The sequence below is a fragment of the Nocardiopsis ganjiahuensis DSM 45031 genome, from assembly GCF_000341085.1.
GTDB classification, from domain to species: domain Bacteria; phylum Actinomycetota; class Actinomycetes; order Streptosporangiales; family Streptosporangiaceae; genus Nocardiopsis; species Nocardiopsis ganjiahuensis.
The window spans coordinates 15,318-35,464 of record NZ_ANBA01000024.1 but is presented as its reverse complement, the minus strand read 5'-3'; the positions used below and the strand labels follow the sequence as shown (position 1 = coordinate 35,464).

Genomic DNA, 20,147 nt, shown 5'->3' with positions numbered 1-20,147 from the left:
CCTCCACGCTCGCACCGCCGAGGGGGCGGCCGCATCGCCCACACGGCCAGGACCCGGCGGGCCGATCGGGCTACTGACTGACTACTCGGCCGGCCCCGGCTCCCCGTCCGGGCCGTCGAGGATCCCGGCGTCGTGGCCGAGGATCGCCAGCCGTACGCGGTTGTCGATGCCCAGCCGGGTGAAGATGCTCGCCAGGTGCGCCTTGACGGTCCCGGGCGAGCAGTGGAGGCGTTCGGCGGCCTCGGCGTTGGTCAGGCCTTCGGCGACGCAGCGGACCACCTCGCGTTCGCGCCCGGTGAGCCGGTCCAGGGCGGCTCCGGCCCTGTTGCGACGCGCGTTGACCCCGTTCTCGGAGTACTTGTCCAGCAGGACCCGCGCATGGCGTGCGGACAGGACCGTGCCGCCCCCGGCCGTGTCGCGCACCGCGTCGATGATCTCCGGGGGCGGGGTCTCCTTGAGCAGGTAGCCGCTGGCTCCGGCGTCGAGCACGGAGATGACGTGGGCGTCCGTGTCGAACGTGGTGAGCGCCAGGACCTTCGGCGGGTGGGGCAGGCTCATCAGCTCTGCGGTCGCCTCCCGGCCGTCCGTGCCGGGCATGCGCAGGTCCATGAGCACCACGTCCGGGGTGAGGCTCCTGGCCCGCTCGACCCCCTCGGCCCCGTCGGCGGCCTGACCGACCACCTCGATGTCGTCGGCGGTGGCGAGGATGAACCCCAACCCCTCCCGGACCAGCGGATCGTCGTCGACGACGAGCACTCGGATCACGGCCGCGCCACCCCCTCCCCGTCCCGGTCCTGCGGCCACGGAAGCCGTGCCCGCACGATGAACACGGAGTCGGTCTCGTCCACGGTGAGTTCCCCTCCCACGACGCGCGCGCGTTCCCGCAGCCCGGGGATCCCTCTTCCGCCGTGCCGGCCACGCGCCCCGTTCGTCTCGGCCCCGGTCACGGTGTTGCGCACCTCGACCACGAGACCCGCGCCGGGACCTCCCCGGAGCGAGACGACCACCGGTGCGCCGGGTTCGTGGCGGTGCGCGTTGCTCAGGCCTTCCTGAACCACCCGGTAGGCGGCGCGGGAGACGTCCTCGGCCAGCCGTTCCGGGCACCGCAGCTGGGCGGTGACCAGTGTGACGGTCGCGCCACTGAGCACGCTCTCGTCCACCAGCCGGCGCAACCCGGTCAGGTCCTGCGGTACGAGGGAACGGCCGATCTCTTCGCCGCCTTCGCGGTCCGGGGCCTCGACGGCGCTGATGATCGCGCGGAGGTCGTCGAGCGCGCCCCGGGCGCTGCGCTGGATCAGCTCCGCCCGTTCCCCGACCACCCGGGCGCCCGCGTCCGCGTTGAGTCCGAGCCCGCCGGCCTGCATGGCCAGGAGCGACAGCTTGTGGCCGAGGACGTCGTGGGCCTCCCGCGCGATCCGGGCGCGTTCGAGCAGCACGGCCTCCGCGGCCCTCGCCGAGCGTTCGGACTCGGCGTGTTCGGCGCGGAGCCGGTAGCTCTCCACGAGCTCTCGCCGCGCGGCCACTCCCCTGCCGACCAGGTAGGGCACGACCACGACCACGACGGTGCTCAGCACCCAGCTGCCGAGGGACGACCAGGCCTCGAGGTCGACACCGTCGACGGAGACCAGCCGCTCCCCCCCTCGGCGCCACCGCCGCCACCAGCACAAGGGTGCCGGCCAGGGCCGCGATCCCCCGGCGGCCCCGGCCCCGGACCCCCAGCACGAACAGCGCGGGGATCAGCAGGAGCTGGGTGGCCAACGCCGTCGAGGCCCAGGCCACGAACAGCAGGGCGTACGGATACCGCCGCCTGACCAGGGCCGCTGCCCCGGCCGCCGCCGCCAGGACCAGGAAGAGCACCAGTTGCCGGCCGGTCAGCGCGCCCGCGCCGAGAAGGGTCAGGAACGCGATGACCAGCAGGTGGAGCCCGGACCGCAGCCATGACCCGGTCTGTCGTCCACGGGGAGGCGTCTGCCTCGTCGTCACGGCGTCACCGCCCTCGGTCGGGGGTCGCTCCAGCGCGGTCGCGTGTGCGGTTCCTGCGACTTCGATGCTATCGATCCCGGTGTCGGCCCAGGGGCCGGTTCGGCGCGTGCCCGGCCGGCAGCCGGAGTCCTCCGCGGTCCTGGGGCAGGCCGAGCCGCTTGAGCAGAACGGTGAAGTTGGCGACCTCCGCGTCCCAGAGACCGTCGCTCCCGGCCAGCACCCTCAGGTAGGCGCTCTGGAGCGGGGTGGGGCGCTCCAGCGGGGCCGCGGCGTCCACCGCCGTCAGGCCCAGGGCCAGGCGGAGCAGACCCTCCAGGTCCCGCTCCGCGGTGAACGCCGAGGACACCGCGGCCAGGGCCTGGAAGACCGGGAGCAGGTCGGCCGCGTCCCCGGGGCCGGAGCGTTCCACCAGTGCGCTGACCAGCGCGAACCGGACGTGTCCGTCGAAGTAGCCGGGGCGGTCGTCGAACCAGGAGTCGGCGGTGGCCGGGTGGGTGAGGGCCGTGCGGAGCTCGGCGGTCGCGGCCGGGTCGCCGGCCAGGGCGGGTGAGAGCGCGGCGCAGGCACGGATGGCCGGGTCCGCGTGGGTGAGGAACTCGGTGGTGTCACCGCCGCTCTCCACGAGGGCGAGCACGATCGCCGCGCCCTCGTCGCGGTTCTCGGCGCAGTCGGCGGCGCCCGACAGGTCCAGGGCCAGGCCCCCGCCCAGGCGGCTCAGCGCACCGGCGGTGGTCACGGCCTGTCGGCGCACCCCGCTGTCCCGGTGGGTGAGCAGCGGCCGGACCGCATCGAGCAGCGCGGGCGCGGCCCGGCGCAGGTCGCGCAGGACCGCGTTGCAGAGAGTGTCCAGGAGCGGGTCCTCCCAGACCTCCTCGTCGACGTCCTCGCCGCCGTCGGCGATCCGGTCCAGGAGCGCGTCGATCTCGTCCTTCCTGTCTCCCGGATCGGCCAGGGCGTCCAGTTCGGCGGTCGTGGCGTTCCCGGTGGACTCGGCGACCGCCCGGGCCACGGCGGCCAGGAAGTGGAGCAGGTGTCGGCCCAGCGGAACGGAGGCGGACCCCGTGGCCTCGCCGAACAGGCCGCGGACCGGGCGGTCGGCCTCGGGTCCGGACAGCAGCGCGGCCGCGTACAGCACGACCGGCGGTGTGGCCGGGTAGACCGTTCCCTGGTGCAGGATCGCGCTGTACAGGTACCCCAGTGCCGATACCCGCTCGTCCGCGTCCTCGGACCGCAGCCCGGCGAGGTTCTCGGGGGCGTCGGTCCCGGGACCGTAGGCGTGGAAGGTCCGGGACCAGTCGAAGGTGTGGAGGATGTCGGCTCTGATGTCCATGGCCGCATCATGGCACCGGGCACCGACCGTTGGCGTGGCGCCCTGGGCGGCCCCGGGGCGCGTGACTACACTCGTGCCCGCCCTCGACCCGCTCCGGAGGCGGGCCGACTCCGCCCCAGGAAGGCCGGTGCCATGACGTTCACCCAGCCCCCGCAGGACCCGCTCCAGCGCGCGCTGTTCCGCGCCCCGATCTGGCTCTACCGGCTGGGCCTGGGCGCTGTGCTGGGGAACCGGTTCGTGCTGCTCACCCACCGGGGGCGCAGCACCGGCGAGGCCCGGCAGGCGGTCCTGGAGGTGGTGGGCCGCAACGACACCACCGGGGCGGTGCTGGTGGCCTCGGGGTTCGGGAAGCGTTCGCAGTGGTTCCGCAACATCCGGGTCGAGCCCCGGGTGCTGTTCCAGGTCGGCAACCGGCGTCAGCGGGGCACCGCCGAGACGCTGCCGCCGGAGGAGTCCGGGCGGGTACTGGCCCACTACGCGCAGAAGCACCCGCAGGCGGCCGCAGCGCTGATGCGGGGGCTGGGCCACGACGTCGGCGAGGGTGTCGGGGAGTACGAGCGCATCGGGTCGGACCCGGTCGACGGGATCCCCGTGGTGCGCCTGCTCCCGGACTCGGAGGAGGCCCGCTTCCCCGACTTCTCCGCCCCTCGCGAGTCGGGTGTGCCCAGGCCGCGGAGCTGAACCCGCGGAGCCGGGCGCCCGCGCCGACCGCCCTGCGGGATCCGGAAAGCGGCTCCGTGCCCGCCCTTGTCGAACCGGACGGGGCGGGCACGGAGGTGTGTGGGGCCCGGTGGCGGGCCCTGCGCAGGACGCTCGCTAGAGCTTGACGCCCAGGAGGGTGTCGACGGTGGTGCCGACCAGGCCGGGGGCTCCGGCGTCGGTACCGCCCTCGGCCAGCGCGGTGGTCGCCCAGGCGTCCACCGCGGCGAGCGCGGCCGGGGAGTCCAGGTCCTCGGCGAGCGCGGCGCGCACCGCGGCGAGGACCGGTGCGGCGTCCGGGCCCGACCCCAGGGCCGTGGCCGCACGCCAGCGCTCGGCGCGCTCGGTGGCGGCGGGCAGTTCGGCGTCGGTCCACTCCCACGGCGAGCGGTAGTGGTGGCTGAGCATGGCCAGGCGGATGACGGCCGGGTCCACACCCTGCTGGCGCAGCTTGGACACGAAGACGAGGTTGCCCAGCGACTTCGACATCTTCTCGCCGTTCAGGCCGACCATGCCCACGTGCAGGTGGTTGTGGGCGTTGGCCTGACCGGTGGCGCAGCGGGTCTCGGCCGCGCCCATCTCGTGGTGCGGGAAGATCAGGTCGCTGCCGCCGCCGTTGATGTCGAAGGAGGGGCCGAGCCGGTCCAGGGCGATGGCGCTGCACTCGATGTGCCAGCCGGGACGGCCGCGGCCGAGGGGGCTGTCCCAGGAGGGTTCTCCGGGGCGCTCGGCGCGCCAGAGCAGCCAGTCGAGGGGGTCCTTCTTCTCGGCGCGCTGCGGGTCGCCGCCGCGCTGGCCGAAGAGCTCGAGCATCTCCTCGCGGTCGAGGTTGCTGATCTGGCCGAACCGCGTGGCAGCCTCGGCGGAGAAGTAGAGGTCGCCGTCGATCTCGTAGGCGGCGCCGGTCTCGCGGATGCGGACGGCGAGCTCGCTGATGAGGTCGACGGACTCGACGACGCCGACGTAGGAGGTCGGCGGGATGATCGAGAGGGCGGCCATGTCCTCGCGGAAGACGTCGATCTCGCGGTGGGCGAGGTCGCGCCAGTCGACGCCGGTGGCCTCGGCGCGCTCCAGGAGCGGGTCGTCGATGTCCGTGGTGTTCTGGACGTAGTTGACGTCGTGCCCGGCGTCCCGCCAGACCCGGTTGACCAGGTCGAAGGCCAGGTAGGTGAAGGCGTGCCCGAGGTGTGCGGCGTCGTAGGGGGTGATGCCGCAGGCGTACATCCCCGCGGTGGAGCCCGGCGTGGTCGTCCTTATCCGTCCGGTGGCGGTGTCGTGGATACGGAGAGGGCCGCCGGTACCCGGCAGGGGGACGATGTCAGGCGCAGACCATGAACGCATACCGGGAAGCCTATCCGCACGTGCACGTGACAAACGCACCGATAGCGGGTCACCCCCAAGGTGATGATCACCCCAGGTGGAGAGGGAATACACGCGCCGTCCCCGAGTGAGGAGGAGCTTCCGGGGCGGGAGGGCCGGAAGGGCCCGGGGAATCGGGGATCAGTGTTTCGGGGTGGCCGGGATGATCCGGACCCGTCCGATGAGGAGCGCACTGAACAGGGCGGTCGTCCCGCAGAGCGCTGCCAGGAGTTCGTTGCCCAGCCGCCAGTGGAGGAGCGCGCCGCTGAAGGAGACGACGTAAAGCAGCCAGTACGCTCCGGTTTCGAGGAAAGTGCCGTTTCGGCCCATGGTGGTGCCCCTTGCTGAGTACGCGCGTGTTCCACGCGCGTCCGACGGCGAACGCGTCGTCTCTCTCAGAGACGCCGCAGTGACTCAGGGGGTTTACGTGTTCTTTAGGTCGTGGCTCACCCGACCGTGTGCCCTCGGCCTCGCGCACCCACCCTAAGCAGGCAACACGCGGCCGAAGGCACACGACACTCACACCGTGGCCGTCGGCCGCACCTCAGGGGTGCGCGGCGAGCTGGAGGTCGAGCAGGTCGAGGTCGGCGGCACCCGGGAACGCGGGGTCGTCCATGACCGCGCGCAGGCGCCGGCGGACGGGCCTGGCCTCGCTTTCGCTGGTGATCGGCTCGGCGGCCAGGCGGCCGGTTCCGGTGCGGTCGCCGGTGGGCGTACGCAGGGTCCAGCCGGTCCGGTCGGCGGACAGCAGCAGCCCGACGGTTCCGTCTTCGTACAGCCGAACCCACTGTCCCACCAGCCCGGCGGGGTCGGCCAGGGGGCGGGCGGCGGACGCGGGGACGGCGTGGGCGCTCATCATGGGGATTCCTCGGTGGGTCGTCGAACTTCTTTCTTCAATGAGACGCTCCCCCGTCCCGCCTATGACGCGCTTTCGGAAAACTTCTGAGAAAACGGTGCGCGTCCGGGGTTTCGGAAGCCGGGGGCCGCGGGGGAGGCCGTTCGATCAAATTTTGGATAGGCTAACCTAACCTCAACCTCCAGAGCTGCGCCCCGAAGGAAGAGGTCCTCCTTGCGTATCAGACAGCCCCGTCACAGAGCCATGGTGCGCGCGCACGTCGTTCGTGTCGCCCCCCTCAGCGCACACTTCGTGACCGTGACCGTCGGCGGCCCGGAGCTCGCCGGGTTCGACTTCCTCGGCCTCGACCAGTGCACCCGGGTCTTCCTCCCCCGGGAGGGGCAGAGCGCGCTGCGCATGCCCACCGCCGCCCACAACGGCTGGATCGCGCAGTACTACCTGATGCCCCTGAGCGAACGCCCGCACATGCGCAACTACACCGTGCGGCGCTTCGACCGCGGGCGGCTGGAGATGGACATCGAGTTCGTCTCCCACGGGGACACCGGTCCCGCCTCGGCCTGGGCGGGCAGGACCGAACCGGGCGACGAGGTCGGGCTCTACGCGGAGGGCTGCTCCTACCTCCCCTCCCCCGGCACCGAGTGGCAGTTGCTGGTGGGAGACGAGAGCGCCCTGCCCGCCGTGATGTCGATCCTCGAGGAGGCTCCCCCCGAGCTGAGGGCGGAGGTCTTCCTGGAGGTTCCCGGCGAGGAGGACCGGCGCCGGCCCGTGGTGCCCGACGGGGTGAACGTGCACTGGCTGCCCCGCGAGGACCCCGGGGCCCTCCCCGGCGCCCTCGCCCTGGAGACCGTGCGCGAGCGGCTGGCCGCGGGCACGCTGCCCGAGGGGCGGCCGTACTGCTTCCTGGCCGGCGAGAAGGCCCTGCCCACCGGGCTGCGCCGCACCCTGGTGAAGGAGCACGGCGTGAACCGCGCCGACGTCACCTTCGTCGGTTACTGGCGCCACGGGGCCGCGGCCATGAAGTAGCGGCGGTCCCGTCGGCGGCGGCTCGCCGGCGGTCGGGACGCCCCTGCGGCCGGGAGACGCTAGCGGCCGGCTCCGGCGGCGACGATGCCCCGCACGATCTCCTCGGCCACGGCCTCCGCGTCGAGGTCGAGCACCAGGCGGGTCCTCCCGGCTGCTCCGCCCGTGCCCTCGACGGTGTCCTGAGCAGCGCCCTGGGCGGTGTCCGGAACGAAGGTGCTCGCCCCGGCGTCCTCCCCGTCCAGCTCGATCCGCACCGTACCCGGCCCGGACAGCGTGAACAGCTCCGGCCGGGCCAGGCTGAGCACGGCCACCGGGTCGTGGGGGACGTTCCACTGCTCGTCCCAGAACTTCCACCACTGGTCGATGTCGGCCACCAGCGCCGCGCCGAGGGGGCCCGCGACCTTCAGCTCCCTCAGGTGCGTGTCCAGTACCCGTACCCTCCGCGTGACCTCCAGGCCGGTGACCACCGTCCGGATGCCCGAGCCGAACACCCGGGCGGCCGCCACGGCGTCGCTGCGGAAGTTGTGCTCGGTCCTCTCCGCACCGTCGAACGATCCGCCCATCACCCACAGGGTCCGCACGTTCTCCGCGAACGCGGGATCGGCGTCCAGGGCCAGGGCGATGTTGGTCAGCGGGCCGATCGCCAGGACGTCGACCTGGCCGGGGCGCTCGGCCGCGGTCCGCACCATCCACTCGACCGCGGACCCGTCCTCGTAGGACTCCTTCTCCAGCCCCGAGTGCAGCGAGCCCTCGTGTCCGGCCCACCAGACCTCGCGGCCGGAGAGCGTCGCGCCCGCCCCCGCGCGGACCCGCAGGTCGCGCGCGGCCAGCGCCCCGTAACGCCGCGCCAGCCGCGCGCGCAGTTCGGTGTCCCCGTACACCGTGGTGACACCGAGCAGGTCCGCCCCGGGCAGTCCGAGGAGCAGGGCGAGCGCCATCGCGTCGTCCACGTCCGTCCCGATGTCGGTGTCCAGGATGACGGCGCGGGAGGCGGAGGCAGCGGGAACGGCGGGCATGGAGCACTCTTTCGTGTGGGTCGGCTCGGTGTGGACGTGCTTGGTGTGGGTCGGCTCCGCGGGGCTCGGCCCGGTACGGACCGGCCGGCTGGAGGCGGCCGAGGGGACCGGACGGTCCACCGGGCTCACTTGAGACCGGAGGTCGACACGGACTGGATGAAGTACCTCTGGAGGGAGAGGATGATGACCAGCGGCACCAGGATCAGCACCACGGACCCGGCGAACATCAGCCCGTAGTCCACGCTGAACTGGCCCTGCATGTTGGCCAGGGCCACGGGGCCGACGACGTGCTCGGCGTCCGTTCCCATGAGGAGCGGCCACACGTACGCCTGCCACTGGAACAGGAACAGCATCAGGCCCGCCCCCATGAGCGCGGGCCTGGACAACGGCAGGTAGATCCGCCAGAACACGCCCCACCAGGTGAGGCCGTCCAGGCGCCCCGCCTCGACCAGCTCCTCCGGGATGGCGAGGAAGAAGTTGCGGAGCATGAAGATCGCCATGCCGTTGCCGAGCCCCGGCAGGATCAGCCCGGTGAAGGTGTTCTGGAGGTTCCAGTCGCGGAACAGGTCGGCGAGCGGGATGGCGATCGCGTCGAAGGGGATCAGGAAGCTGACCACGATCACCGCGAACACCGCGCCCTGGCCGCGGAACCGCAGCGCCGACAGCCCGAACGCCGCCGTGGAGCACAGCACCAGGCCGACCGCGACCGTGACCGCGCTGATCAGCAGCGAGTTCAGGATGCCCCGGCCCAGGCCGGTGCCGACCAGGGCCAGGTAGTTGTCGGCGATCGGGGACAGGGTCAGGAAGGTCTCCCAGCCGACCGGCGACAGGAACCGGAACGTGTCCCCGCTCGGCCGCAGGGAGTTGGTGAGCACCCACACCAGCGGGGTCACGAAGGCCAGGCCGACCACGGCGCCCGCCACGCTGAGCAGGAGCCCGCGCGGCCGCAGGCGCCGCCGCGCCCTGGTGAGGGGGCGCCCGCGTTCCCCCGAGGGAGAGAGGGCCTCGGAGGTGGAAGGGGAGGGTGGTTCGGAGGTGTGCGTCGGCATCACTCAGTCCTCACTTCTCAGCATGCGGAACTGCACGGCGACGATCACGAGGGTGATGACCACCAGCACGACCACCTCGGCCTGGGCGCGCCCCATGTCGCCGAGGGCGTAGGCGCGGGAGTAGATGTCGTACATCAGCAGGTTGGTGGACCCCTCCGGGCCGCCCCCGGTGAGGATCTGCACCGGCGCGAACACCAGCAGGTTGGAGACGGTGGCCGCCACCAGGACGAAGGACAGGGGCCTGCGCAGCAGGGGCAGCGTGACGCTGAGGAAGGTGCGCGCCGGTGACGCACCGTCCAGCTCGGCCGCCTCGTAGAGGTCGGTCGGGATGTCGTTGATCCCGGCGATGAGGAACAGCATCCAGTAGCCGACGCCGATCCAGGACAACAGCACGATGATCGAGGCCAGGGCCTGGTCCGGCGAGGTCAGGTACCCCTGCGGGGGCAGCCCGACCACCGCCAGCAGCGCGTTGGCCAGTCCGCCCTCGGGCCGGAAGATCACGCTCCAGACCACGGCCGAGACCGCGGGAGGGGTGGCGATCGGCAGGATCACCAGGGCCCGCCAGACCTTGGCCCCGGCCATGCGGCGGCGCGTGTAGAGGACCGCCAGCGCGATGGAGACCGCGATCTGCAGCGGGTTGACCACCAGGGTGAAGAGCAGGGTCACCCCCACCGCGTTGCGGAAGTCGGCGTTGGAGAACAGGTTCAGGTAGTTGCCCAGGCCCACGAAGCTCTCGCCGGAGAGCAGGGAGGTGTGGTGCAGGCTTCCCCACAGGGCGGTAGCGCCGGGCAGCAGCCGCAGCAGGGTGAGCGCCACCAGCGAGGGCAGCAGGAACGCCAGCGCCACGGCCGCGGTCCCCCGCCACCAGGGGGTGCCGCGGTGGCCCCGCCGGGGGCCGGGCGCGGTGTGCGCCCGGCCCCCGGCTCTCGCGACGGGACCGCTCATCGCAGCGGCTCCCAGGCGTCGTCGACCTGCTCGCCGGCCTGCTCCAGCCGCGAGGCGGCGTCGGAGCCGTTGCGGATGTCGGCGAAGGCCGTGTTCATGACCTCCTCGAACTGGGCGTAGCCGACGGTGACCGGGCGCACGACCGCGGTGTTCTGCACCTCGTACGTGATGAGGTCCGAGGCGCCCGCGCTGCGCTCACCGGCCAGGGTGTCCACGCGGGGCAGGTACTCCGCGGCCGCCTCGATGTTGGCCGGGATGATGGTCTGGCGCTCGGTGCTGGCCAGGTTGCCCTCGGCGTCCAGGGCGGCGTACTCCAGGAACGCGCGGGCCGCGTCCTTGTTCTGCGAGGCGGGGTTGACGCCCCAGGACCAGGAGCCGGACGGGGTGACGGCCTCGCCGCCCTCGAAATAGGGCATGGGCGCGACGGTCCAGTCCACGTCGGAGTCGGCGAATCCCCCCAGGTCCCAGGGGCCGCCGACGAAGAAGGCGACGTCGCCGTCGGCGAAGAGGGGGCTGGTCTCGAAGGAGCCGACGCCCCTCGGGGAGAGCCCGTCCTCGAAGGTCGCGCCGAACCACTCCATGGCCCGGACCCACTCGGGGTTGGCCACGTCCTGCTCGAGCATGTCCTCGCCGACGACCCCGCTGCCCCCGCCGAGCGACTCGGCCAGCGGCTGGAGTTGGTAGTAGTAGTCGGTCTGCTCCAGGAGCAGGCCCCACTCGGTCCCGGCCTCCTGGGCGGCCTCGGCCGCCTCGGCCGTCTCCTCCCAGGTCCAGCGCTCGTCCGGGTCGGTGCTGGGACCCTCGACACCGGCCTCCGCCAGGGCGTCCTGGTTGACGAACATCAGCTGCGTGGAGTTCCACACCGGCAGCGCCCAGAGCTTGCCGTCGTGGATACCGGTGGAGTACTGGCCCTCCGTGGTCGCCGCGCGGGCCTCCTCCTCGACGTCCGACAGGTCCTCCAGGAGGCCCTGGGCGGCCATCCAGGGCACGCGCGGCTGGTCCACGGCGTAGACGTCGATGGTGTCGTCCTCCGCGGAGAGCCGCTGCTGGACGGTGCTGTTGTACTGGTCGAAGGGCACCTGGGTGTACTCGACGGTGTAGCCCTCGTGGGCGGCCTCGAAGGCCTCGATGAGGGGTTCGAAGAAGGCGGGGTCCTCGGGGGCGAGGAACTGGATCGTCCCGCCGTCGCCTCCGGGGCCCGAGGAGCAGGCGGCGACCAGTGCCAGGGACGCCGCACCGGCGACGGACGCCAGAACACGCTGTCGTTTTCTCATGGACGATGCCCTTTCGAAGCGGGATTCGGCTCGCGCGACGTCGACCGGGCCGCGGAGGCTTCACCGCAAACCTGAGATCTATGCGCTTAGATAGAAGCTAGCAAACCTCATGTGACGGGTGAATGACAAGGTCAGACGCGGATGTTTCGCGAGGTTTCGAGAGAGGGCCTCCGGGCGTCGCCCGGTATCCGGTGCGGCTACCCTCGCACTGGGAATTCGGAAGGGACTGGTGCCGCATGGCCACAGCACGGGACGTCGCACGACGGGCGGGCACCTCGACCGCCGTCGTCTCCTACGTGTTCAACGACGGCCCGCGCGGGGTGGCTCCGGCCACCCGCCAGAAGGTCCTCGACGCCGCGGCCGAGCTCGGCTACCGGCCGAACGCGCTGGCGCGGTCCCTGTCCCGGGGCAGGACGCACTCGATCGGCCTCATCGTCCCCGACATCTGCAACCCCTACTTCGCGGAGCTGGCCCGGGCCATCGAGGACGCCGCGGGGACCACCGGGAACCTCCTGCTGATCGCCGACTCCGCCCTCTCCGCCGCGCAGGAGCGCCGCCACACGCTCTCGCTCATCGAGAGGCAGGTGGACTCGGTCGTCCTGGTCTCGGTGAGCGACGAACCCGACCTCGGGGCGTTCTTCGAGGCGGGGATCCCGGTCGTCGCCCTGCACCCGCTCTCGGAGCGGGACCGGCGGCACGCCTCCTCGCTCACCATCGACTACGAGGCCGCGGCCCAGCGGGCCACCGAACACCTCCTGGCGCACGGGTACGGGAGCGTCGTGCTGTTGAACGGGCCGGGCGAGTCCACCGGGGCGCGCCAGCACCGCGCGGGCTTCGACCGCGCCGTCGCGGGCGCCGAGGGCGTGCGCGCGAGCGCCGTGCGCTCGGAGATCTCCCGCCACCGCGCCGCCGAGGTCGCCGAAGAGCTGTTGAGCGGGCCGGAGAGACCCAGGGCGGTCTACTGCACCACGGACGAGCAGGCGTTCGGTGTGCTCTACGCGGCCCACCGGATCGGGCTGACCGTGCCCGACGACCTGGCGGTGGTGGGATTCGACGGCACCCGCAACTGCCTGGTCTCGATCCCGGCGCTGACCACGGTGCAGCAGCCGACGGAGGCCATGGCGCGGCGCGTGGTGGAGATCCTCGCGGGCAGGACGGTGGAGGACGAACCCGTGCACGAGATCCTCGGCTTCGAGTTCGTCGCACGCGAGTCCAGCGGGGGGCCGGCCCCCGCCTAGCGGCCCCGGACGGGAGCCGCACCCGAGGCGGAACGGTCCCGTGGGACGGGTCGGACCCGACCCCGGACCCGGTTCCGGGAGGGCCGGGGGACGGGAACTCGAACCAAGGCAGGACGCTTTCACCTCTTGCCTGACCGACTAACTAAACGTAAAGTAACTTTCCAGCACCTCGGGTCACATGACGGCCACGCTGGGTCGTCGCCCCTGTGTCCCCCCAGGTCCGCCGCACAGCGGACCGACTCCGCCCGCCCCCGCCCCGCACCGACGGGGCTTCCCCCCGGAGTAGCGCATGCGCACGTACCGACGCCGCTTCCTGTTCGCCCCCGCCGCCCTGGCGGCCCTCACCACCGCGGCCCTCCTCGTCCCCGCCGCCACCGCCTCGGCCGAGCCCCAGCCCTCCGCCCCGACCGCCCAGGCCGCGCTGGTGTGGTCCGACGAGTTCGACGGCCCGGCCGGCAGCGCGCCGAACCCCGCCGTCTGGAACCACGAGACCGGCGACCACGGCTGGGGCAACAACGAGCTCCAGAACTACACCGACAGCCGGGCCAACTCCGCCCTGGACGGCAACGGCAACCTCGTCATCACCGCCCGGCAGGAGTCCCACGGCGGTTACACCTCCGCCCGCCTGACCACCCAGAACAAGGTCCAGCCGCAGTACGGCCGGATCGAGGCCCGCATCCAGATCCCGCGCGGCCAGGGCATCTGGCCGGCCTTCTGGATGCTGGGCTCCGACTTCCCGAACACCCCGTGGCCGCACTCGGGCGAGATCGACATCATGGAGAACATCGGCCGCGAACCCCACCTGGTGCACGGCAGCCTGCACGGCCCCGGCTACTCCGGCGGCAACCCCCTGACCGGCTCCTACATGCACCCGCAGGGCTGGTCCTTCGCCGACACCTTCCACACGTTCGCCGTGGACTGGCACCCGGGTTCGGTCACCTGGTCGGTGAACGGCAACGCCTACCAGACCTACACCTGGCAGGACACCGGCGGTAACCCGTGGGTGTACGACCAGCCGTTCTTCATGATCCTCAACGTGGCCGTGGGCGGAAGCTGGCCCGGCTACCCGGACGGGAGCACCCAGATGCCGCAGGAGATGCGCGTCGACTACGTCCGGGTGTACTCCCTGGACTGAAGCACGAGGCCTCCGAAGCGCCGCCCGGGAACGGGCGCCGTGAACGACGGCGGGGCGCCGTCCGCCGGGTCTTCCCCACCCGGCGGGCGGCGCCTTCTGCGTCGGCGGTTCAGAACACCCCGCCGAGCCGTTCGATCGCGTCGCTGAGCCGCGCCGGATCATGCCCCGCGTAGCTGACCACCAGCCCCGGAGCGCCCGGTACCACACGGTTGCGGCTCAGCGGCTGCACGGCCACACCGCGGTCGAGAGCCCGGGCCGCGACCTCCTCGTCGTCCTTGTCCTCAGGCAGCAGGACCAACAGGTGGACCCCGGCCGCCACTCCGCGGATCGCGCAACCGGGCATGTGCTCGCGCACCGCCGCGACCGCCGCTCTCCCTCCGTCCGGCCTCCAGCGCGCGCGGTACGCCATCGCCGCTGTCGCCGTCGTGGCCCTGGCCCGCCTTCTCGGCAGACGCCTGGTCCTGCCTCGCGGGCGCTCGGCGAACGTCCCCCGTCCACGGTTGCCTCGGGCCGGGAGCCCCACAGCACACCGCCCGAGTTCAGGCGCTCCCTGAGCCCGGGGAAGCCCCGCCCGCCGCCGGGGCGCCCCATGGGTGGGGGCGCCCCGGCGGGCCCTCGTCGAACGGTGCGTCGGCTCAGACCGCCGCGGGGCGGTACGCGGCGATCGGGTTCTCCAGGGTCCCGACCAGCTGCAGTGCCCCGGCCGGGTCGTCCAGGTCCACCATCTGCTCGTTGTCGCGAAGCTGGAGGCGGTTGAGGCAGGACAGCGCGAACCGGTCCGTGAACAGGTCGTAGCGTTCGAACCGTTCCGCCAGGTGCGGCACGGACGCCTGGTAGTCGGCCGCGCACGCGGCCACCGTCCGCCAGAAGTCGTCCTCGGCCAGGACGCCCCGGTCGGCGAGGATGCCGTTGAGGAAGCGCAGGAAGCAGTCGAAGACGTCGGTGAAGAGGGACAGCAACCGCATGTCCTCGGGCACCTCGGCGCGGATCCTCTCCACGTCGTCGGGCAGGTCGACCTCGGGGTTCATCACCGCGATCTCCTCGGCGATGTCCTTCATCAGCACCCGCTGCGGGACCCCTTCGCGCAGCACCAGGATGACGTTCTCGCCGTGCGGCATGAACACCAGGTCGTGCGCGTAGAACGAGTGCAGCAGCGGCACCAGGTACGCGTCCAGGTAGCGGCGCAGCCACTCCCCCGGGCGCAGCCCCGACTCGGCGATGAGCGCCTCCGCGAAGGAAGCGCCCCGCGCGTCGGTGTGCAGCAGCGACGCCATCGTCGCGAGCCGCTCGCCCGGCTCCAGGCGCGACACCGGGCTCTCCCGCCACAGCCCCGCGATCATCTTCCGGTAGGGCGACCGTCTCGGTGCGGCCCGCGCGTAGTGCGAAGTGCGGTACCCCACCGCGGCGCGCTCGCGCAGCACCCCGACACCGGTCCGCCGGAGCCTCTCGTCGCCCTCGACCAGGTCGGCCAGCCAGTCGTTGATGGCGGGCGTGGCCTCCATGTACTCCGCCGACAACCCGCGCAGGAACCCCATGTTCAGCACCGACAGCGCCGTCTTGACGTAGTGGCGTTCCGGGTGCGAGGTGTTGAAGAACGTGCGGATGGACTGCTGCGCCTGGTACTCGTCGGGTCCGTGCCCCAGGCACACCAGGTCACGGCGGGCCACGTCGGCTGCGAAGGTGACGGCGATCCGGTTCCACCACTGCCACGGGTGGACCGGGACCAGGTGGTAGTCGGCCGGCTCCAGCCCCAGGCCGGTGAGCCGCTCGTGGAAGGCGCGCAGCAGCTCCGGCCCCAGCTCGGAGCGCAGGAAGGTCTCGGGATCGGTGTCGGCGGAGTGGCTGAACGTGGTGTGCGAGCGCCGGGCCGCCACCCACACCAGCCGCACCGGCCGTCCGGCCTCGGGGGCGTAGGCCCGGTACTCGGCGGCGTCCAGGCCCAGGCGCCCGTTGTTGGCGACGAAGCAGGGGTGGCCCTCGGTCATCCCCGCCTCGACGGCCTGGAAGTCGGACCGCGCGAGCTCGGCCGCGGCGGGCTGTCCCTTCACCATGCGAAAGGCGCTGCTGGCCAGGGTGCTGGTGATCTCCTCCAGGTAGACCGGGAGGACCTCCTCGCTCAGTCCGAGCGTCCCGCGCAGGTCCAGCACCAGTTCCAGCGCGTCGAGCTCCGTGACGCGGCCCTCGGGGGAACGTCGAACGATGCTGTCGGCGTCGATCCGCCAGTGGTCCAGGGCCATGAGCCGTGCGGTGAACCGGTACTCGGCTCCGCTGTCGGCACGGACCGTGTACCAGCCCTCACCGTCGGGTTCGGGGACGAGCAGCCGCTCGTGGGCGAACTCGGCCAGGGCCTTGCGCACGAGCAGTCGGCCGGCCCGGGCCCACACCTCCGGTGACAGGTGGTCGACGGCTCCGACCGGGTCGGTCGGGTCCGGGGACTCCGGGGCTCCGGACGCCGGGGATCCGGCTGCTGGGGCGCCGGTCGCCGGGGGGCTGTGGTCGACGCTCACAGGTCGACTCCTCTCGTCGTTGTCAGGGGGCCGCGCGCGGCGAGGGCCGCACGGAACCGTTCGCGGGTGCAGGTACTGAGGTAGGCGTCCTTGTCGCTCTCGGCGAGGTGAACGGTGGTCTCGATCCGGAAACCCACGGCCTCGTTGAGCGCGTGCACCGCGTGGTTGCGTACGTCGGGCTCCACGACGACGCGTTCGGTGGCGGGGTCGGCGAAGGCCAGCTCCATCACCGTGGTGATGACCGCGCGGGTGAATCCGTGTACCGGGGTGTCGGTGGACGCCACCAGGAAGTGCATCCCCGTGTCACCGGGACGCACGTCGTGGTGCGGAGCCAGTTCGCTGTGGGCGGGAGCGTAGAGCTCGGCGAGGAAGCGCGGCCCGCCCTCCCACTCGCCGACATAGGCGTTCGCGTGCGCGGACTCGTGCACCGAATGGAAGTAGCGCGCGACGTCCTCCCGGGAGAAGGAGGTCATCATCCAGAACGCGGCCTTGGGGTCGGTCAGCCAACCGTGGAGGAGCTCGACGTCGGAATCGGGGTCGACGGGGCGCACCTCGAACGCTCCCAGGTCGGGGTCGACCCTGGTCAGGCCCGAGGGGAAGGTGCTTTTCACCGGTTGGTCACCTCCAGTTCCGGGTCGGCGGCCGGGACGGTGGTTCCCGGGGTGTCGTGCGCGGTGTCCCCCGTGGCGGTGACCTGCGGTGCGGCCTCGCCGGGCGCTCCGAACTCCTGGAAGGCGATGGCTCGCTCCACCGGGTAGGGTTCGCGGCCCAGCAGGGCCCGCAGGATGTAGGAGTTGCGGTAGGCGCCCATACCCAGGTCCGGGGCGATGAAGCCGTGCGTGTGCAGTTCGGCGTTCTGCACGAACACCGCGCCGGGCGGAGCAGGCGCAGCGGCGCCCCCGTCCGCCGCGCCGGTGTCGGATTCGTGTGCGGCCAGGTCGACCCGGTAGTCGCGCCGCACCCGGAACCGCTCCTCGTCCTCCCACGCCAGGCGGTCGGCGATCGACTCCAGGAAGGCCGGCGCCCGGTACCGGTAGCCAGTGGCCAACACGAGCCCCTGGGTGTCCAGGGTGAAGTCGCGGCCCTGCTCGGAGTTGCGCAGCTCCAGACGGTAACCGGCCCTCTCCTGGTCCCGGGACGCGCCGGTGACCTCGGTGTTGGTCATCAACCGCACCGGGAGCGGGCCGCGCCGGCTCTTGGCGTACATCAGGTCGTAGATCGCGTTGACGACGTCGGTGTCGATGCCCTTGTACAGGTTCTTCTGGGAGGCGACCAGGCGGTCCCGGGTCTGTTCGGGCAGGGAGAAGAAGTGGTCGGCGTACTCCGGGGAGGTCATCTCCAGGGTGAGTTTGGTGTACTCCAGCGGGAAGAACCGGGGTGAGCGGGTGACCCAGTTCAGTTCGTAGCCCCTGGTGTCCACGTCTTGGAGGAGGTCGTGGAAGATCTCCGCGGCGCTCTGCCCGCTGCCCACCACCGTGATGCTGCGCTTGCCCTGCAGGGCGTCCTTGGCGAACAGGTAGTCGCCGCTGTGCACCGCGTCGCCCGGCAGACCGCGGCAGGGCGCCGGGACGTGGGGCGGGGTTCCGGTGCCCAGCACCAGCCGCCGGGCCCGGAACAGGCTCTTGTCGCCGGTGGCGGTGTCGGTGACGTGCAGCAGGTAGACGGCTTCCCCGGGGTCGTAGTCGACCCGGTCCACCTGTTGTCCGAAGCGCACGGAGTCGCCCAGTTTCGAGGCGGCCCACCGGCAGTAGTCGTTGTACTCGGCGCGCAGCGGGTAGAAGCGCTCGCGGATGTAGAACGGGTAGAGCCGTCCGTTCTCCTTCAGGTAGTTGAGGAAGGAGAACGGTGAGGTCGGATCGGCCAGGGTGACCAGGTCGGACATGAACGGGGTCTGGAGTTCGGCGTTCTCCAGCAGCATGCCGCTGTGCCAGTCGAACTCCGGTTTGCGGTCCAGGAAGATCCCGTCGAGTTCGGCGATGGGGGCGCTCAGGCAGGCCAGACCCAGGTTGAAGGGGCCGACACCGACGGCGGCGAAGTCGTGGACACGGCCTTCGTCCGAGGGGGCGGGGGTGCTGGAACTCAAGGGGTCCTCCCGGTCTTGGCAGCGGGGCTGGGCGGGACGTCGGCTGTCGCGGCCCGGGCGGGTGCTCCGGGAACGACCGGCGACGCCCCGACAACCGAACCGTGTTCGTTGACGTAGCGCTCGGCGTGCCCGGCGAGCAGGTCCAGGACCTCGGCGATGTCCTCTCGGGTGGCACGCGGGTTGAGCAGGGTCAGCTTCAGGTGGGGGCGCCCGTCGACGGTCGTGCGGGCCACCACGGCGCGGCCCGAGGCCAGCAGGGCCTCACGCGCGTACCGGTTGGCGCCGTCCGCGATCTCCGGATCGGTGCCGGGCAGCGCACAACGGAACACCAGGGTGCTGAGGGTCGGGCGGGTGACCACGGTGAAGCGGGGGTCGGCCTCCAACAGCGACCAGCCCTCGGTGGCCAGGTCCAACACCTGGTCGAAGAGTTCCCCGACACCGTCGGCTCCCATGATCCGCAGGGTCAGCCAGAGCTTGAGCGCGTCGAAGCGGCGTGTGGTCTGGAGGCTCTTGTCGACCTGGTTGGGCGAGAGCAGCGGCGTACTGCCGTCGGAACGGGAGTTCAGGTAGTCGGCGTGGTAGGTGACGTGTCGCAGGGAACGGGCGTCGCGCACCACCATCGCGCTGGAGCTGACCGGCTGGAAGTAGGACTTGTGGAAGTCGACGGTGACCGAGTCGGCGTGCTCGATGCCGCTGAGCAGGTGCCGGTGGCGGGAGACCAGCAGACCGCATCCGTAGGCGGCGTCCACGTGCAGCCACAGCTCGTGGCGGGCGCACAGGTCGGCGATCTGCGGAAGGGGGTCGATGCTGCCGAAGTCGGTCGTCCCGGCGGTCGCCACCACCGCGATGGGCAGCAGGTTCTCCTTGCGGCAGCGGCGCAGTTGCGCGGCCAGGGCGTCCGGTCGCATCCGGCGGCGGTCGTCGCAGGCCACGGAGATGACCGACTCGTAGCCCAGTCCCAGCAGCGCGGCGGACTTGGCGACGCTGAAGTGCCCGCACTCGGAGGTCAGTACCCGCATACGCGGCAGCAGCTCCGCCAGGCGGCCGCCCTCGCGCTGGTGCGTCTCGTCGCGGGCCATGAGCAGGGCCTGGAGGTTGGACTGGCTGCCACCGCTGGTGAAGACTCCGTCAGCCCGGTCACCGAGGCCGATGCGGTCAGCGGTCCAGCGGATCAGCCGCTGCTCGATGAGGGTTCCGCCGGCGCTCTGGTCCCAGGTGTCGAGGGAGGAGTTGATCGCCGACAGCACGGATTCGCCGAGCAGGGCGGGGAGGACGACCGGGCAGTTGAGGTGCCCCATGTAGCGGGGGTGGTGGAAGTAGACGGCGTCGTCGAGGTAGAGCCGTTCCACCTCGTCCAGGGCCGCGGAGGGATCGCGGAGCGGCCGTTCGAGGTCGACGGCGTCGATGCCGTGGCGCAGGTCCTCGGCGGTGGCGCCGGTGCAGGGCCGGTCGACCCGCGCGACCCGGTCGGCGATCCGGCCGACGGCGTCGCCGGTGAGTTCCCGGTACCGGTCGGCGCTGTGGCCGTCGAACAGGTGGTCCCGGGGGTCGGTACCGGGCTCGTCCGGGGGTCGGGCGGCGAGTGGACGGGGCGGGTCCTGGAGGGACCGCGCAGGGGAACTCATGGTTCGTCCTCCTGAGGGCGGGCAT

19 protein-coding genes are annotated in these 20,147 nt (G+C 72.0%); 4 read left to right on the top strand and 15 right to left on the bottom strand.

Annotated features, from left to right (window positions below; genetic code table 11):
• Nucleotides 1-81: 81 nt before the first annotated feature.
• The 3 genes from D458_RS0127870 to D458_RS0127860 form a co-directional block, all read right to left on the bottom strand.
• Nucleotides 82-765 (bottom strand): response regulator transcription factor, encoded by a 684-nt coding sequence (locus tag D458_RS0127870; RefSeq protein WP_017590010.1) that lies wholly within the window; start codon nucleotides 763-765, stop codon nucleotides 82-84.
• Nucleotides 762-1,667 (bottom strand): sensor histidine kinase, encoded by a 906-nt coding sequence (locus D458_RS34445; protein ID WP_017590009.1) that lies wholly within the window; start codon nucleotides 1,665-1,667, stop codon nucleotides 762-764. The genes D458_RS0127870 and D458_RS34445 overlap by 4 nt, the downstream gene beginning before the upstream one ends.
• A gap of 383 nt (nucleotides 1,668-2,050) precedes the next feature.
• Nucleotides 2,051-3,313, bottom strand: a complete 1,263-nt coding sequence (locus D458_RS0127860; RefSeq protein WP_017590008.1) for a hypothetical protein — start codon at nucleotides 3,311-3,313, stop codon at nucleotides 2,051-2,053.
• Between the two features lie 132 nt (nucleotides 3,314-3,445).
• Here D458_RS0127860 and D458_RS0127855 point away from each other — a divergent pair, with 132 nt between their 5' ends.
• Entirely contained in the window at nucleotides 3,446-3,994 is a 549-nt protein-coding gene (locus tag D458_RS0127855) for a nitroreductase family deazaflavin-dependent oxidoreductase (protein WP_017590007.1), read from the top strand.
• A 135-nt stretch (nucleotides 3,995-4,129) separates the two neighbouring features.
• Here D458_RS0127855 and mshC read toward each other — a convergent pair whose 3' ends face one another.
• The 3 genes from mshC to D458_RS0127840 form a co-directional block, all read right to left on the bottom strand.
• Nucleotides 4,130-5,353 carry a cysteine--1-D-myo-inosityl 2-amino-2-deoxy-alpha-D-glucopyranoside ligase gene (gene mshC / locus D458_RS0127850; protein WP_083936451.1) on the bottom strand — a complete coding sequence of 408 codons (1,224 nt, stop codon included), beginning with the start codon at nucleotides 5,351-5,353 and terminating at the stop codon, nucleotides 4,130-4,132.
• Nucleotides 5,354-5,512: 159 nt separating this feature from the next.
• A complete protein-coding gene (locus tag D458_RS0127845) occupies nucleotides 5,513-5,701 on the bottom strand; it encodes a hypothetical protein (protein WP_017590005.1) in 189 nt (62 codons plus the stop codon).
• Nucleotides 5,702-5,915: 214 nt separating this feature from the next.
• Complete coding sequence (locus tag D458_RS0127840) at nucleotides 5,916-6,230, bottom strand: hypothetical protein (protein WP_017590004.1); 315 nt, start codon at nucleotides 6,228-6,230, stop codon at nucleotides 5,916-5,918.
• Nucleotides 6,231-6,470: 240 nt separating this feature from the next.
• Between D458_RS0127840 and D458_RS0127835 the strand changes: the two genes are divergently transcribed.
• Nucleotides 6,471-7,250: a siderophore-interacting protein gene (locus D458_RS0127835; protein ID WP_017590003.1), complete on the top strand. Its 780-nt coding sequence runs from the start codon at nucleotides 6,471-6,473 to the stop codon at nucleotides 7,248-7,250.
• A 59-nt stretch (nucleotides 7,251-7,309) separates the two neighbouring features.
• Here D458_RS0127835 and D458_RS0127830 read toward each other — a convergent pair whose 3' ends face one another.
• The 4 genes from D458_RS0127830 to D458_RS0127815 form a co-directional block, all read right to left on the bottom strand.
• Nucleotides 7,310-8,266: a nucleoside hydrolase gene (locus D458_RS0127830; protein ID WP_040702892.1), complete on the bottom strand. Its 957-nt coding sequence runs from the start codon at nucleotides 8,264-8,266 to the stop codon at nucleotides 7,310-7,312.
• Between the two features lie 125 nt (nucleotides 8,267-8,391).
• Complete coding sequence (locus D458_RS34440) at nucleotides 8,392-9,315, bottom strand: carbohydrate ABC transporter permease (RefSeq protein WP_017590001.1); 924 nt, start codon at nucleotides 9,313-9,315, stop codon at nucleotides 8,392-8,394.
• A 3-nt stretch (nucleotides 9,316-9,318) separates the two neighbouring features.
• Nucleotides 9,319-10,260: a carbohydrate ABC transporter permease gene (locus tag D458_RS0127820; RefSeq protein WP_017590000.1), complete on the bottom strand. Its 942-nt coding sequence runs from the start codon at nucleotides 10,258-10,260 to the stop codon at nucleotides 9,319-9,321.
• A complete protein-coding gene (locus D458_RS0127815) occupies nucleotides 10,257-11,534 on the bottom strand; it encodes an ABC transporter substrate-binding protein (RefSeq protein WP_017589999.1) in 1,278 nt (425 codons plus the stop codon). Before D458_RS0127815 ends, D458_RS0127820 begins: the two co-directional genes overlap by 4 nt.
• Before the next feature lie 236 nt (nucleotides 11,535-11,770).
• On the opposite strand from D458_RS0127815, the gene D458_RS34435 reads away from it, so the two are divergent.
• Entirely contained in the window at nucleotides 11,771-12,772 is a 1,002-nt protein-coding gene (locus D458_RS34435) for a LacI family DNA-binding transcriptional regulator (RefSeq protein ID WP_017589998.1), read from the top strand.
• A gap of 289 nt (nucleotides 12,773-13,061) precedes the next feature.
• Nucleotides 13,062-13,907, top strand: a complete 846-nt coding sequence (locus tag D458_RS0127805; RefSeq protein ID WP_017589997.1) for a glycoside hydrolase family 16 protein — start codon at nucleotides 13,062-13,064, stop codon at nucleotides 13,905-13,907.
• Nucleotides 13,908-14,016: 109 nt separating this feature from the next.
• Here the strand turns inward: D458_RS0127805 and D458_RS0127800 are convergent, their stop codons facing one another.
• From D458_RS0127800 to D458_RS0127780, 5 genes are all read right to left on the bottom strand, one after another.
• The gene (locus D458_RS0127800) at nucleotides 14,017-14,316 is read right to left on the bottom strand and encodes a hypothetical protein (protein ID WP_152521270.1); all 300 of its coding nucleotides are present in this window, start codon (nucleotides 14,314-14,316) and stop codon (nucleotides 14,017-14,019) included.
• 226 nt (nucleotides 14,317-14,542) lie between these two features.
• Complete coding sequence (locus D458_RS0127795) at nucleotides 14,543-16,414, bottom strand: IucA/IucC family protein (protein ID WP_017589995.1); 1,872 nt, start codon at nucleotides 16,412-16,414, stop codon at nucleotides 14,543-14,545.
• Complete coding sequence (locus tag D458_RS0127790; RefSeq protein WP_017589994.1) at nucleotides 16,411-17,025, bottom strand: GNAT family N-acetyltransferase; 615 nt, start codon at nucleotides 17,023-17,025, stop codon at nucleotides 16,411-16,413. The genes D458_RS0127795 and D458_RS0127790 overlap by 4 nt, the downstream gene beginning before the upstream one ends.
• Nucleotides 17,022-18,497, bottom strand: coding sequence for a lysine N(6)-hydroxylase/L-ornithine N(5)-oxygenase family protein (locus tag D458_RS0127785; protein ID WP_017589993.1), 1,476 nt, complete (start codon nucleotides 18,495-18,497; stop codon nucleotides 17,022-17,024). The genes D458_RS0127790 and D458_RS0127785 overlap by 4 nt, the downstream gene beginning before the upstream one ends.
• Nucleotides 18,494-20,122, bottom strand: coding sequence for a pyridoxal phosphate-dependent decarboxylase family protein (locus D458_RS0127780; RefSeq protein ID WP_017589992.1), 1,629 nt, complete (start codon nucleotides 20,120-20,122; stop codon nucleotides 18,494-18,496). Before D458_RS0127780 ends, D458_RS0127785 begins: the two co-directional genes overlap by 4 nt.
• Nucleotides 20,123-20,147: the final 25 nt, after the last annotated feature.